Source organism: Streptomyces sp. NBC_00080 (assembly GCF_045041255.1).
GTDB classification, from domain to species: Bacteria; Actinomycetota; Actinomycetes; order Streptomycetales; family Streptomycetaceae; genus Streptomyces; species Streptomyces coriariae.
Window position 1 is genome coordinate 2,182,365 of record NZ_CP108235.1, and the last position, 14,096, is coordinate 2,196,460.

The window sequence follows — 14,096 nt, forward strand, 5'->3', positions numbered from 1 at the left end:
CCCCACACCTCTCTGAACGGGACCGGAACTTCGGCGCCCGGACCCCGACCTTAACGGACCGGACGGACGATCACCCCGGACTCGGGATTCCACACCGGCCGGGCTCCGGCACCCCCTCATCCCCTTGACAAGCCGCCCAGCCGACCGGCAATCTTCCAATAAGCAGAAAACAACTTCCGCAATACGGAAACACTCGACACGGAAGGGAGCGCGGAACCCCTATGGGCTTCGAAGACCAGCGCTTCAACGTCAACCTGTCGATCCTCTTCACGGAACTCCCGCTCCTGGAGCGCCCCGCGGCCGCCGCCGCGGCCGGCTTCACCGCGGTCGAGCTGTGGTGGCCCTGGATCGACTCCCCCACCCCCGGGCGGTCCGAGCTCGACGCCCTGAAGAAGGCGATCGAGGACGCGGGCGTACAGCTCACGGGCCTCAACTTCTACGCCGGACGGCTCCCGGGTCCCGACCGCGGCGCCCTGTCGCTGCCCGGCGAGGAGTCGGAGCGGTTCCGCGCCAACATCGACGTGGCCGCCGGCTTCGCGCAGTCCCTGGGCTGCCGCGCGCTCAACGCGCTGTACGGCAACCGCCTCGACGGCGTGGACCCGGCCGAGCAGGACGCCCTGGCGCTGGAGAACCTGGTCCTCGCGGCCCGGGCCGCGCACCGGATCGGCGCGATCCTGCTCGTCGAGGCGCTGAACCGGCCCGAGTCGCCCCGCTACCCGCTGGTCAGCGCGCCGGCCGCGATCGGGATCGTCGACAAGGTCAACGACGCGACGGGGCTCGGCAACGCCAGGTTCCTGATGGACCTGTACCACCTGTCGATGAACGGCGAGGACCTGCCGTCGGTGATCGAGCGCTACGCGTCGCGGACCGGCCATGTGCAGATCGCCGACAACCCGGGCCGCGGTGCGCCGGGCACCGGCGCACTCCCCCTCGAGGACCTCCTCGACCGGCTGCGCAAGGCCGGATACGACGGCTGGGTCGGCCTCGAGTACAAGCCGGGCGACCGTCCGAGCGCCGAGGCCTTCGACTGGCTGCCCCGCTGATCCCCCGTACCGAGAGGCACCCCCGATGAGCAACGCACTTCCCGCACTTCCCAAGATCGCCTGGATCGGCCTCGGCATCATGGGCTCGCCCATGTCCGAGAACCTGCTCAAGGCGGGTTACGACGTCACCGGCTTCACCCTGGAGCAGGACAAGCTGGACCGGCTGGCCGCCGCGGGCGGCAGCGCCGCGGGATCCATCGCCGAGGCGGTGCGCGACGCCGACGTCGTGATCACCATGGTGCCCGCCTCACCGCAGGTCGAGGCCATCGCCTACGGCCCCGACGGCATCCTGGAGAACGCGCGGTCCGGGGCGCTTCTGATCGACATGTCCTCGATCACCCCGCAGACCTCGATCGACCTGGCCCGGGCGGCGAAGGACAAGGGCATCCGGGTGCTCGACGCCCCCGTGTCCGGGGGCGAGGCCGGTGCCGTGGAGGCCGTGCTGTCCATCATGGTCGGCGGCGAGCAGGCCGACTTCGACGAGGCGGAGCCCCTCTTCGAGGCGCTCGGCAGGACCATCGTGCTGTGCGGTCCGCACGGCTCGGGCCAGACCGTGAAGGCCGCCAACCAGCTGATCGTCGCCGTGAACATCCAGGCGTGCGCCGAGGCCGTGGTCTTCCTGGAGAGGTCCGGCGTGGACCTGAAGGCGGCACTGGACGTCCTGGGCGGCGGCCTCGCCGGGTCGACCGTGCTGGCCCGGAAGAAGGACAACTTCCTCAACCGCGACTTCAAGCCCGGCTTCCGGATCGACCTGCACCACAAGGACATGGGCATCGTCACGGACGCCGCACGCAACGTCGGCGCGGCCCTGCCCGTCGGCGCGGTGGTCGCCCAGCTGGTCGCGAGCCTGCGCGCGCAGGGTGACGGCGGACTGGACCACTCGGCCCTGCTGCGGGCCGTCGAGCGCCTCTCGGGCGCGCGACTCTGAGACTTCCGGGCGGCGCCGTCACTGACATCTGTCCTGTCGCGCCCAGGTGGCGACGCCGCCCGGAAACCTTTACAGCAACCTGTTGCCGCCCGGCTCGCTCGACACCGGTGGACGGCAACCGAACATCAAGCTCGCGTACGGATTCTGACGTTAGGTCAGAACTCTGTATGCGCGACCCGCGACCGTACCGCGCGACCCTGATGAGGGGTGGTCGCCGGACACGGGCGCGGGCAGGGGCGAGGACCGCGGCGGCGTGCGAGCCAGTGCGGTGGTGAAGGAACGGGGCCCGCTTCTCGACCTGAGGGAAGCCAGCTCCCGGCTCCGTCGCAACCCGCCGCGGTCCCTGCCCCCCACCTCGACCACACCACACCCCCCACCCCTCGCTCCCCGTTCCTCACTTCCGAAAGCTCCGTCCGGCGGCGCGAACGTCCTGTCGCGCCCAGCCTCGCGCCGTCGGACGGCCATGCGTGCACCGGAGCTCCCCCGTCAGCAGGACCGACGGGGGAGCTCTGCGCGTTGCCCTGTGGAAGGGCGTCGACCTGGGTGAAGAATATGTATATGAATATGGACAATACGACGCCGTATCCGCACATCGTGGTCCACCCTCCGGCGCTGGACGGGTCCCGGCGGGTCACCTCGGGTGACACCGTGCTCGGGGTCGCCTCCCATCTCGACGACGTGATCGAGATCCTCCGCCTGGCCGACCTGGACCGGATCGAGGTGGAGGAGAGCGACCTCATCGAGTGGCAGGGCGGCGGCCCCGACGACTGGCCGGGGCTGTCGGAGGAGCACGAGGAGTAGACCGGCCCGCCGGCCAACCTCAAATCAACCTCTGAAGTCTGTTCAGGAGGCTTCAACCACCCCTGGGAAAGGGCACATTGTGGTCACGCGGGGCCCGCCGACACGGGGGCGGCGGGCCTCGTTCCGGGGGTGAGGACATGAGCGGTGGCACATCGGTCCGGCTGGAGCCTTACGAGGTCGCACTGTTGCGGGGCGGTCCGCGGGCCGCGATGACGTTGGCCGCGCTCGCCCTTCAGCTGAGGGGACTGGTCGACGCGGGCCGGCCGGGCAGGATCCGGGCGACGAGGGCGCCGGGAACGGCAGGGGCGGCAGGGGCGGCAGGGGCGACAGGGGCCCCGTCGGCCGGGGACACGGGAGGCGGTCGGCCCGCCCAGGGCGCCCTGGACGCCCTGTCTGCTCTCGACGCCCTGCCCGAGGCGGTCTACGCGGCGCTCCCACGGCCCGCGAGTTTCGCGGAGTTGGAGGCCCGGCTCGAGGTGCGGGAGGCGCTGTCCGGACTGCGGGCCGGGCTGGTGGCGGCCGGGATGCTGCGGTCCCTTCCGGCGCGCCGGACCCGCGCCGCTCGACGGGCTCTGCGCGCCCTGCGGGAAGGGCATCCTCTGCCGGCGGGCAGGAAAGGGCTGTCGGAGGCCGACGTCCTGATGGCGGTGGCCCTGTACGGCGAGCCCGCCCTGAGCGTCCTGGCGGCGCGCTTCGCCCTGCGGGCGGGTCTGATCGCCCGGGCCGAGGTGGCGGACAAAGGGTTCCACCGGCGCGCACCGCGCGGCGGTGGCACGGGCGGGGTGATGTACAGCTGCGGCGGGGGCGGCTCGGACTGAACCCCGGAGGACGGGCTCGGGAAAGGGGCTCGGGAAACGGGTTTCAGGAAACGCCTACCGGAGTTGTGCACGGCAACGGTTCTCGGAAAACGCATACGGAAAACGCGGAAAGGGCGGCCCATCCCACGGATGGACCGCCCCTGCGCGACGTCGAGCCGCTGCCTCAGACCTTCAGCTTCAGACCTTCAGTTCAGACCTTCAGCGTCCTGATCGACGTCGGCGCGTGCCCCGGCTCGGTGGCGAGTTCCTCGAACTCCACCACGTTGCCGATGTCGTTGGTGCCGCTCATCGAGATGTTGGTGACGCGTTCCAGGATCGCCTCCACGACGACCGGCACCTGGAACTCGGCGGCCAGCTTCTTGGCCTGCTCGAAGGCGGCCCCCAACTCGGCGGGGTCCGTCACCCGGATCGCCTTGCAGCCGAGGCCCTCGGCGACCTTGACGTGGTCGACGCCGTACACGCCCAGTTCGGGCGAGTTGATGTTCTCGAACTCCAGATTGACCTGGAAGTCGATGTCGAACGCCCGCTGCGCCTGCCGGATCAGCCCCAGGTAGGAGTTGTTGACGAGGACATGGACGTAAGGGATCTTGTGCTGCGCGCCGACCGCCAGCTCCTCGATCATGAACTGGAAGTCGTAGTCCCCGGAGAGGGCCACGACCTGCGCCTGCGGGTCCGCCTTCGCCACGCCCAGTGCCGCCGGGATCGTCCAGCCGAGGGGCCCCGCCTGGCCGCAGTTGATCCAGTGGCGCGGCCGGTAGACGTGCAGCATCTGGGCGCCGGCGATCTGTGAGAGTCCGATGGTGGTGACGTACCGGGTCTCCGGGCCGAAGGCCTTGTTCATCTCCTCGTAGACGCGCTGCGGTTTGATCGGGATGTCGTCGAAGTGCGTACGGCGCTGGAGCGTCGCCTTCCTCTCCTGCGCGGCGGCCGCCCACGCGGAACGGTCGGGAAGCGTGCCCGCCGCCCTGGACTCCCTCGCCGCCTCGACGAAGAGCTCCAGAGCCGCCTTCGCGTCCGAGGCGATCCCGTAGTCCGGAGCGAAGATCTTGCCGATCTGGGTGGGCTCGACGTCGACGTGGACGAAGGTGCGGCCGGCCGTGTAGACGTCGATGCGGCCGGTGTGCCGGTTGGCCCAGCGGTTGCCGATACCGAGGACGAAGTCGGATTCCAGGAAGGTCGCGTTGCCGTAGCGGTGCGAGGTCTGGAGGCCGACCATGCCGGCGTTCAGCTCGTGGTCGTCGGGGATCGCACCCCAGCCCATCAGGGTCGGGATGACCGGGGTGCCGGTCAACTCGGCGAATTCCAGGAGGAGTTCGGCGGCGTCGGCGGTGATGACACCGCCGCCCGCGACGATCAGCGGACGCTCGGAGGCGTTCAGCATCGAGAGCGCCTTCGCGATCTGCGCCCGGGTCGCGGCCGGCTTGTAGACGGGCAGCGGCTCGTACGTGTCCACGTCGAACTCGATCTCCGTCTGCTGGACGTCGACCGGCAGGTCGATCAGGACCGGGCCCGGCCTGCCGGAGCGCATGAGATGGAAGGCCTGCTGGAAGACGCCCGGCACCTGGGCCGCCTCCAGGACGGTGACCGCCATCTTGGTCACCGGCTTGGCGATGGACGCGATGTCGACCGCCTGGAAGTCCTCCTTGTGGATCACGGCGGTCGGGGCCTGACCCGTGATGCACAGGATCGGGACGGAGTCGCCGATGGCGGAGTACAGCCCGGTGATCATGTCGGTGCCGGCCGGGCCGGAGGTACCGACACAGACCCCGATGTTGCCCGGGTGGGTACGGGTGTAGCCCTCGGCCATGTGCGAGGCACCCTCGACATGGCGGGCGAGGGTGTGGTTGATCCCGCCGGAAGCCTCGAGCGCCGCGTAGAAGGGGTTGATCGCCGCGCCGGGAACACCGAACGCGCTGGTGACGCCCTCGCGCTTGAGGATCTCGACTGCCGCGCGGGCAGCGGTCATACGAGCCATGGGCTACTCCTGCTTCGACTGCTTCAGCTGCTCTAGCTGTCGGATTCGCTCTCCCGTCGCGCCCCGCGGTGAGCCCTTCCATCGGTGTACAGCGTTCCGCATACTTCCGTGATGCGGAAACTATTTTCTACTATCTGGAAGTAATGTAAGTGGGCACGCGAAGGTCGTCAAGAGACGGACAAGCGGGGGCCGGAGGAGGACGATGGGGCCATGCCCGAGAGCGTGCCGGTGCGCTGCCCGGCCTGTCGGCGCGAGCGCCTCTACACCGCGCCCTGCTACCCGTGCGCGTGCGGTGCTCCCGTCACGCCCGTGCTCGACCGGCGGACGGCGCCGACGACCGTCGTGCACCGGGCGTGGGACGACGAGTGGGTCGCCCTGCGCTGCCGCGCCTGTCACCGCCGACACCAGTGGCCGCACCCTGAACTGGGCTGCGCCTGCGGAGCGGTGATAAGGATCCCGGTGACCGACCTGGCCCCCGAGCCGGAGCCACCAGGGCCCGAGCCAGGGACCGGGCGGGGGCCAGGGACCGGAACAACCGCCCCGACGTCGACGCCGACACCGCCGCCGCCATCCCCACCTGCACCAACACCGGCACCGGCACCGGCACCGGCACCGGCACCGGCACCGGCAGCACAACGGCGTGCCTTTCGACCCGTCGCCATCCGTACCGCCCGCGACGCGGTCACGGCCGCCGCGCTCTATCTGAACTGGCTCGGGCACGGGGACATCCGGCGGGCCGATCAGCGGCCCACCTCCGGCATCGGCCTCGCCGCCCGCGGGCTCGTGGCCCAGGTGGACCCCAGCGTGCGCCCGGCCTCACTGCGGGACGTGGAATGTCTGTGGCTGACGGCCATGACGGAATCCGCGGACTGCGTCTACTTCTCCCTCGCCGGATACGCCGAGGAGGCCCGCGCCCGCGCCGACCAATTGCGCGTACCGCTCTTCGTGCTGGACCTGACGGGCACCCCGCAGCCGGTCAACGCGATGGCCGACGCCCTCGACGCCGGGAACGCCTGAGGCGACGGCCATCGCCGTGAGGAACCCGGACAACCCGAGAAACCCGAACCCGGGCTGTCCGAGCAGCCCGGACAGCCCGGACAGCCCGGACAGCCCGAAGCACGGAAACCGCGCTAGAGGCCGTACCCTTCGCGCAGCTCGATCTTCCGCACCTTCCCCGAGACGGTCATCGGGAAGGCCTCCATGATCCGCAGCCTGCTCGGGATCTTGTAGTGCGCCAGCCGGCCCTCGCAGTAGGCGCGCAACTCCTCCAGCGACAGCGGGTCCGCCGCGTCGGCCGGGATCACACAGGCGAGGACCTCCTCGCCGTACTTCTCGTGCGGGACGCCGACGACCTGCACGTCCCGGATCCCCGGGTGGCCGTAGAGGAACTCCTCGATCTCGCGCGGGTAGATGTTCTCCCCGCCCCGGATGATCATGTCCTTGATCCGGCCGACGATCTCGACGTAACCGTCTTCACGCATCACCGCCAGGTCCCCGGTGTGCATCCAGCGTCCCGCGTCGATGGACTCGGCGGTCTTCTCGGGCTCGTTCCAGTAACCGAGCATCACGCTGTAGCCGCGAGTGCACAGCTCGCCCGCGACGCCGCGCGGTCGGGTCACGCCGTCCACCGGGTCCACGACCTTCACCTCGATGTGCGGCAGGACTCTTCCCACGGTGCCGGTGCGGTGCTCCAAGTCGTCCTCCCGGCGGGTCTGGGTGGAGACGGGCGAGGTCTCGGTCATGCCGTAACAGATCGACACCTGGGCCATGTTCATCTCGGCGACCACCCGTTTCATCACCTCGACCGGGCAGGGCGAGCCAGCCATGATGCCGGTGCGCAGGGAGGAGAGGTCGTAGGTCGCGAAGTCGGGCAGGTTCAACTCCGCGATGAACATGGTCGGCACGCCGTACAGGGAGGTGCAGCGCTCCCGCTGGACCGCCTCCAGCGTGGCCTTCGGGTCGAAGGACGGGGCCGGGACGACGATGCAGGCGCCGTGCGAGGTGGCCGCCAGGTTTCCCATCACCATGCCGAAGCAGTGGTAGAAGGGCACCGGGATGCAGATCCGGTCCTGCTCGCTGTAGGCGATCGACTCGCCCACGAAGTGACCGTTGTTGAGAATGTTGTGGTGGGAGAGGGTGGCTCCCTTGGGGAAGCCCGTAGTGCCCGAGGTGTACTGGATGTTGACGGGGTCGTCGCAGGACAACTCGTTTCCGCGGGTGCGGAAGGCCCCGTCGAGGTCGGGTGTTCCGCGCCGCAGCAAGGCGTCCCAACTCGGATCCCCGATGTAAACGGTCTCCCGCAGTTGCGGGCATTTGCCGCGTACCTGCTCGACCATCGCCCGGTAGTCGCTCGTCCGGTGGCCGATCGAGGCGAACAGCACGGAGATCCCGGCCTGGCGGAGGACGTACTCGACCTCGTGCGTGCGGTACGCCGGGTTGATGTTCACCATGATCGCGCCGATCCGGGCGGTGGCGTACTGGACGAGCACCCACTCCGCGCAGTTGACCGCCCAGATGCCCACCCGGTCGCCCTTGGCGACCCCGCTCGCGAGCAGCGCGTACGCCAGCCGGTCGACGTCCTCGACGAATCGACGGTACGTCCAGCGTCGCCCGGACGGCACGTCGACCAGCGCCTCGCGGTCCGGCCAGCGCTCCGCCGTCCGGTCCAGGTTGTCGCCGATGGTGTCCCCGAGCAGCGCGGTCGCGCTCGTCCCGTGCGCGTACGAAACGGCCTTGCCCCGTGCGTACGACTCCTCGCTCACCGGAAGTCCTCCTCGCGGTACTCGTCCGGCGAGCCCGCCTCGGTCGCCTCCCGCAGTTCGATGCGGCGGATCTTGCCGCTCACCGTCTTGGGCAGCGGGGCGAACTCCAGGCGGCGGACGCGCTTGTACGGGGCGAGGACCTCGCGGGAGTGCTCGAACAGCACCTTCGCGGTGTCGGGGCCGGGCTCCCAGCCCTCGGCGAGCACGACGTAGGCCTTGGGCACGGCGAGGCGCAGCTCGTCCGGGGCGGGGACGACGGCCGCCTCGGCGACCGCCTCGTGCTCCAGCAGCGCGCTCTCCAGCTCGAAGGGACTGATCTTGTAGTCGGAGGCCTTGAAGACGTCGTCGGACCGGCCGACGTAGGTGAGGTAACCGTTCTCGTCGCGGCTGCCGATGTCGCCGGTGCGGTAGTAACCGCCGGCCATCACCTCCGCCGTGCGGTCGGGGTCGCCGTGGTAACCGGTCATCAGGCCGACCGGCCGGGCCGCCAGGTCCAGCGCGATCTCGCCCTCCTGCGCACCCGGCGCGCCCGACACCGGGTCGAGGAGGTCCACCCGGTAGCCGGGGCTCGGCCGGCCCATCGAGCCGGTCTTCAGGTCCTGTCCGGGACTGTTGGCGATCTGCACGGCCGTCTCGGTCTGCCCGAAACCGTCCCGGACGGTCACCCCCCAGGTGCGCCGCACCTGCTCGATGACCTCGGGATTGAGCGGTTCGCCCGCGGCCACCGCCTCGCGGGGCGGGGTCTCCAGCTGGGTCAGGTCGGCCTGGATGAGCATGCGCCAGACGGTGGGCGGGGCGCAGAACGTCGTGACCCCGGCCCGGTCCATCTCGGTCATCAGCCGGGCCGGGTCGAAGCGGGTGTAGTTGTGGATGAAAACGGTTGCTTCGGCGTTCCAGGGGGCGAAGAGGTTGGACCAGGCGTGCTTGGCCCAGCCGGGCGAGGAGATGTTGAGGTGCACGTCGCCGGGCCGGAGCCCGATCCAGTACATCGTCGACAGATGCCCGATCGGATACGACGTGTGGGTGTGTTCCACCAGCTTGGGACGGGCGGTCGTACCGGAGGTGAAGTAGAGCATCAGCGGGTCGTCGGCGAGGGTGGGGCCGTCGGGCGTGAAGCCGGCCGGGGCCGAGCAGGCGTCCTCGAACCGCTGCCAGCCCTCGGGTGCGCCACCGACCGCGATGCGCCGGTAGTCGCCGGGGACCTCGTCGAACTTGCCGGTGTCCTCGGTGCGGACGAGGACGTGCCGGATGCGGCCGCGTTCCACGCGGTCGGTGAGGTCGGCGGGGCCGAGCAGCGGAGTGGCCGGGACGACGACGGCCCGCAGCTTCATCGCGGCCAGCGCGGTCTCCCAGAGTTCGGCCTGGTTGCCGAGCATGACGAGGATGCGGTCCTCGGCGGCGACGCCCCGCCCGCGCAGCCAGTTCGCGAGCCGGTCGGAGCGCTCCGACAGTTCGGCGAAGCTGAGACGGGTTTCGGAACCGTCTTCTTCCACGATGTGCAGGGCGGTGCGTCCGTTGCCGTCGGCGATGACGTCGAACCAGTCGAGGGCCCAGTTGAAGTGCTCCGGGCGGGGCCACTCGAAACGCTCGTAAGCGGTTGTGTAGTCCTCGCGGTGTTCCAGCAGGAAGTCGCGGGCCCTGCGGAAACGCTCCGTCGCCGTCGTCATCTGTCCTCCGTGCTTTCTTGGCTTGCTCGGTCCTGCGCCTCCGGGGCGCTCTCGGCCCCTGCGGCTCACTCCCGTGGTGCCGGACCATTGCCGGGCGGCTCTCTGCCATCGTGTAATCCGTGATGCAGGTCTCACTACCCCCGGACGGGGGTGTGCGGCACCACGCCGCGCGGAAAGGGCGAGAACGTGGCGGCAGACGCGGCCGGAACGGTGGAGATCCGCGGTGCGCTGGCGCGGCTGCGGCGGGCGACGGGGCTGCCGGTCGCCTTCGGCGGCCTGGTGGAGCCGGGGCGGCAGCGGATGCGGATCAGCGAGTTCAGCGGCGCGGCCGGTCTCGCGCTGCGCGGACTGGCGGTGACCTCCGGAAACGGTCTCGGCGGCAAGGCGGTGGCGCTGGCCCGCCCGTGCGCGGTGACCGACTACTCCCTCTCCCGGCAGATCAGTCACGAGTACGACGCGGCCGTCGCGGAGGAGGGCCTGCGCTCGGTGCTGGCGATCCCGGTGGTCGTACGGCGCCGGGTGCGCGGGGTGCTGTACGGCGCCCTGCGCACGGCCCAGCCGCTGGGCGACCGCACGCTGACCGCGGCCGTGCAGGCGGCGCGGGACGTGGAGCAGGCGCTGGTGGTCGGGGACGAGGCGCGGGACCTGCTGACGGCGGCCCGGCCGGGCATCGCGGGCACGGGGCCCGGTGCGGACACCGGTCCCGGCGCCGGGGCGGGGGCCGGCTGGGAGCAGGTGCGCGAGGCGCACACGGCCCTGCGCGCCCTGGCGCCGCGGATCGCCGATCCGGCCCTGCGCGCCGAGCTCCTCCAGGTCTGCGGGCTGCTGGCGTCGAGGCCGGCGGAGCGGCGTGCGGGGCAGTCGGTCGCCCTGGCCCCGCGCGAGCTGGACGTGCTGGCGTGGGTGGCTGCGGGGGCGACGAACGCGGCGGCGGCCGAGCGGCTGGGGCTGCGCCCGGAGACGGTCAAGGGCTATCTGAGGTCGGCGATGCGCAGGCTGGGCGCGCGCACCCGGGGAGAGGCGGTGGTCGCGGCCCGGAGGGCGGGCCTGCTGCCCTGATCGCGGGGCGCGCAACATGCCCGTAGCGCGGGCGGTGCAAGATGCGTGGGAGCAGGGATCACATCAAGCCAGGGAGGCCCCTCACGACAAGAGACCATTCATTCACCGTCTCCATGAATTTCCCTATGCGTCGAGTTGTTATATGCCTCACCACGCCGTGTCTCCGAATTTCAAAGGGACGTTGCCTAGAATTTGGCCCGGACACGACACTCGGAGGGGAGCGGTGACCGTGCGACGGGACTTCAAGGAGCCTGCCAGATGCCGCCCCGACCTGGTCATCGGCAGGGACGAGCTGTTCACGGCCGCCCGTGACCAGCTGACGCGGGGCGGCAGTGTGCTGCTGCACGGCCCGGCCGGAATAGGAAAGTCGACCGTGCTGCGGGCATTGGCCGCGGATTACGGCGAGGCGGCCCGCACCGTCCTGCGCTGCTCGGCGACCGAGTCCGAATCCCATCTCCCCTTCCTGGCTCTGGCCGACCTCTTCGGCCTCGTGCTGGACGAGATCTCGGACAAGCTGCCCGTCGCCCAGCGCACGGCCCTGGAGTCGGCGCTCACCGGCCGAGGCGAATCGACTCTGCAACGCGACGGCCTCGCCCTGCGCCTGGCCGTGCTGTCGGCCCTGCGCGCGCTCGCCGCCGCGGGTCCCGTCCTGCTCGTCGCCGACGACCTCCAGTGGCTGGACTCGGCCAGCGCCGAACTCCTCGGCTTCGCCGCCCGCCGCCTCGGCGACACCCCCGTCCAGCTGCTGTGCGCGGTGCGGACGGAGGAGCAGGAGTACGACCGTCATCTACGCGCGTCCCCGCCCGACACCCTCGCCGTCCGGCTCAACCCCCTCTCCCGCGCCCAGGTCTCCGCGCTGCTCGACCACCGCGGCTACACCGACCTGCCCCGCTCGACGATGCGGGAGATCCACCGCACCAGCGGCGGCAACCCGCTCTTCGCCCTGGAACTGGGCCGCGCCCTCGGCGAGAGCCCGACGCCGCCCCGGCCCGGCGAGCCCCTGCCGGTGCCGACCTCGCTGCGCGCCCTGGTCCTCAGCCGCCTCGACATGCTGTCCGACGAGGCCCGCCGCACCCTGCTCGTGGCCAGCGCCGGCGCCCGCCCCACGCTGGCCCTGCTGCACGCGGCCGGCCGCGAGAACGCCGAGGCGGAGACCGCGCAGGCGGCGGCCCTCGGGCTGCTGGCGACGGAGCCCGAGGGGCCGGCCGTACGCTTCGCGCATCCACTGATCTCGGCCGCGCTGTACGCGGAGGCGCCCGCCCAGGAGCGCCGGGCCGCGCACGCCGCGCTGTCCACCGCCGCCTCCGATCCGATCGAGCGGGCCCGCAACCTCGCCCTGGCCACCACCGGCACCGACCCGGAGGTCGCCGCCCGGCTCGCCGAGGCCGCCGCGCTCGCCCGCGACCGGGGCGCCCCCTCGGTCGCCGCCTCCCTCGGGCTGCTGGCCGCCCGGCACACCCCGCCGGACGGCGCCCCCGCCCCGGACGAGCGGCGGCTCCAGGCCGCCGAGGACGCGATCACCGCCGGCGAGGTGGACCTCGCCCGGGACATCGCGCGCGAGGTGCTGACCCGGGCCACCGTGCCCGCCGAGCGGATCCGGGCCTGGGAGGTGGTGATCGAGGCCGCCGGGCAGTCCCTGGGCGAGGTCGACGCCGTCTTCCCGCAGGCCCTCGCCGACGCAGGCGACGACCCGCGGCTGCTCGCCCTGGTCCACTACCGGCTGGCCTGGCGCAAGCTGATCGTGGAGGGCGACTTCGCCGAGGCCCGCGAGGAGGCCGCGCACACGGCCGACCTGGCGGCCCGCGGGGACGACCGGCGCACCGAACTGATGGCGCTCTCCTTCCAGGCCTCGACCGAGACCCTGATGGGCCACCCGAACGCCCCCACCACCATCAAGCGGGCCCTGCGGGAACCCCAGGACCCCTACGTGGCGTGCCATCACAACGGCGCCGGGGCGGCCCGGTTCCGCTGGCTGCTGATGAGCGATCAGCTCCCCGAGGCCCGGTCGACCATCACCGCGCTGCTGCGCGAGGTCCGCCGGCGCGGCATGGTCGAGAGCGAGGTGCACTTCCAGCGCTTCCTCGCCGAGACCGAACTGCGCTCCGGACACTGCGGGCGCGCCCTCGACCTGGCGCGCGAGAGCCTCCGGCTGGCCCGGGACTCCGGCATCGGCCTGGGCGCCTCCGCGATGCTGGCCTCCCTCGCCGAGGCCTCCGGCGGTGACGTCGACCGGGCGCTGGCACTGGCCCGGGAGGCGGCGGGGAAGGCCGAGGAGGACGGCGACCAGATGTACGTCTCGCGCGCGCTGGCCGCGCTGGGCCACGCCCAGTTGGTGGCCGGGGACGCGGCGGGCGCGGTCGGCTCGCTGCGCCGGGTGCGGGAGCTGGAACAGGGACTGGGCATCACCGACCCCGCCCGGGGCCGCTGGCAGGGCGACCTCGCCGAGGCGCTGGTGCGGGTCGGTGAGCCGGGCGAGGCACAGGACGTCATCGACGTGACGCGCGAGCACGCGCTCCGGCTGGGCCGGGAGAGCGTGCTGGCCGTGCTGGACCGGGCGGAGGCGCTGGTGCGGGCGGCCCGCGGCGACCACGAGGCGGCGCTGTCCCGGCTGACGTCCGTTCAGGACCGGCTGGCCAAGCTGGGGTACGGCCTGGAGGAGGCGCGGGCGGCGTTCGCGTTGGCCATGCTGCGCACCGGGCGGCCGGGCCCGACGTCGTACGACGAGGCGGCCCGGCTGTTCCGGCGGTGCCGGGCACTGCCCTGGCTGCGCCAGGTGGACGCGGCGATCGCGGCGGCCGCGCCCGAGACGGTCGCCGTGCCCCCGCGGACGGCTCCCCCGTCCGACGCGCTGGAGGGGCTCGCCTCGATGGAGCGTCAGGTCGCCGCGCTCGTCATGGAGGGCGCCACCAACCGGGAGATCGCCGCGCGTCTGTTCATCAGCGTCAAGACGGTCGAGGCGACCCTGACCCGGGTCTACCGCAAGCTGGGGATCCGTTCGCGGGTGGACATCGTCCGACTGGCGGCGGGGCGTCACGCGAAGTGA

At 71.7% G+C, this 14,096-nt stretch carries 10 protein-coding genes; 7 read left to right on the forward strand and 3 right to left on the reverse strand.

The annotated features are described in order from the left end of the window. Positions 1 to 221 precede the first annotated feature (221 nt). The 4 genes from OHU34_RS09600 (at position 222) to OHU34_RS09615 (ending at position 3,590) form a co-directional block, all read left to right on the forward strand. Complete coding sequence (locus OHU34_RS09600; RefSeq protein WP_230194285.1) at positions 222 to 1,043, forward strand: TIM barrel protein; 822 nt, start codon at positions 222 to 224, stop codon at positions 1,041 to 1,043. A gap of 25 nt (positions 1,044 to 1,068) precedes the next feature. Beyond that, positions 1,069 to 1,971 carry a 2-hydroxy-3-oxopropionate reductase gene (locus OHU34_RS09605; protein ID WP_230194286.1) on the forward strand — a complete coding sequence of 301 codons (903 nt, stop codon included), beginning with the start codon at positions 1,069 to 1,071 and terminating at the stop codon, positions 1,969 to 1,971. Positions 1,972 to 2,535: 564 nt separating this feature from the next. Further along, complete coding sequence (locus tag OHU34_RS09610) at positions 2,536 to 2,772, forward strand: hypothetical protein (protein WP_142266798.1); 237 nt, start codon at positions 2,536 to 2,538, stop codon at positions 2,770 to 2,772. Between the two features lie 137 nt (positions 2,773 to 2,909). Continuing rightward, entirely contained in the window at positions 2,910 to 3,590 is a 681-nt protein-coding gene (locus OHU34_RS09615) for a TIGR04222 domain-containing membrane protein (RefSeq protein ID WP_405765832.1), read from the forward strand. A 190-nt stretch (positions 3,591 to 3,780) separates the two neighbouring features. On the opposite strand, the gene gcl is transcribed toward OHU34_RS09615, so the two are convergent. Next, positions 3,781 to 5,565, reverse strand: a complete 1,785-nt coding sequence (gcl, locus tag OHU34_RS09620) for a glyoxylate carboligase (RefSeq protein WP_405765835.1) — start codon at positions 5,563 to 5,565, stop codon at positions 3,781 to 3,783. Positions 5,566 to 5,775: 210 nt separating this feature from the next. On the opposite strand from gcl, the gene OHU34_RS09625 reads away from it, so the two are divergent. Then, on the forward strand, positions 5,776 to 6,582 hold the full coding sequence (locus tag OHU34_RS09625; RefSeq protein WP_405765837.1) for a hypothetical protein: 807 nt from the start codon (positions 5,776 to 5,778) through the stop codon (positions 6,580 to 6,582). 113 nt (positions 6,583 to 6,695) lie between these two features. Here OHU34_RS09625 and OHU34_RS09630 read toward each other — a convergent pair whose 3' ends face one another. Beyond that, complete coding sequence (locus OHU34_RS09630) at positions 6,696 to 8,327, reverse strand: AMP-binding protein (RefSeq protein ID WP_405765839.1); 1,632 nt, start codon at positions 8,325 to 8,327, stop codon at positions 6,696 to 6,698. Further along, positions 8,324 to 9,994 carry an AMP-binding protein gene (locus OHU34_RS09635; RefSeq protein WP_142266792.1) on the reverse strand — a complete coding sequence of 557 codons (1,671 nt, stop codon included), beginning with the start codon at positions 9,992 to 9,994 and terminating at the stop codon, positions 8,324 to 8,326. Before OHU34_RS09635 ends, OHU34_RS09630 begins: the two co-directional genes overlap by 4 nt. Positions 9,995 to 10,180: 186 nt before the next feature. Between OHU34_RS09635 and OHU34_RS09640 the strand changes: the two genes are divergently transcribed. After that, on the forward strand, positions 10,181 to 11,053 hold the full coding sequence (locus tag OHU34_RS09640; RefSeq protein WP_405765841.1) for a response regulator transcription factor: 873 nt from the start codon (positions 10,181 to 10,183) through the stop codon (positions 11,051 to 11,053). 223 nt (positions 11,054 to 11,276) lie between these two features. Then, positions 11,277 to 14,096: an AAA family ATPase gene (locus tag OHU34_RS09645; protein ID WP_405765842.1), complete on the forward strand. Its 2,820-nt coding sequence runs from the start codon at positions 11,277 to 11,279 to the stop codon at positions 14,094 to 14,096.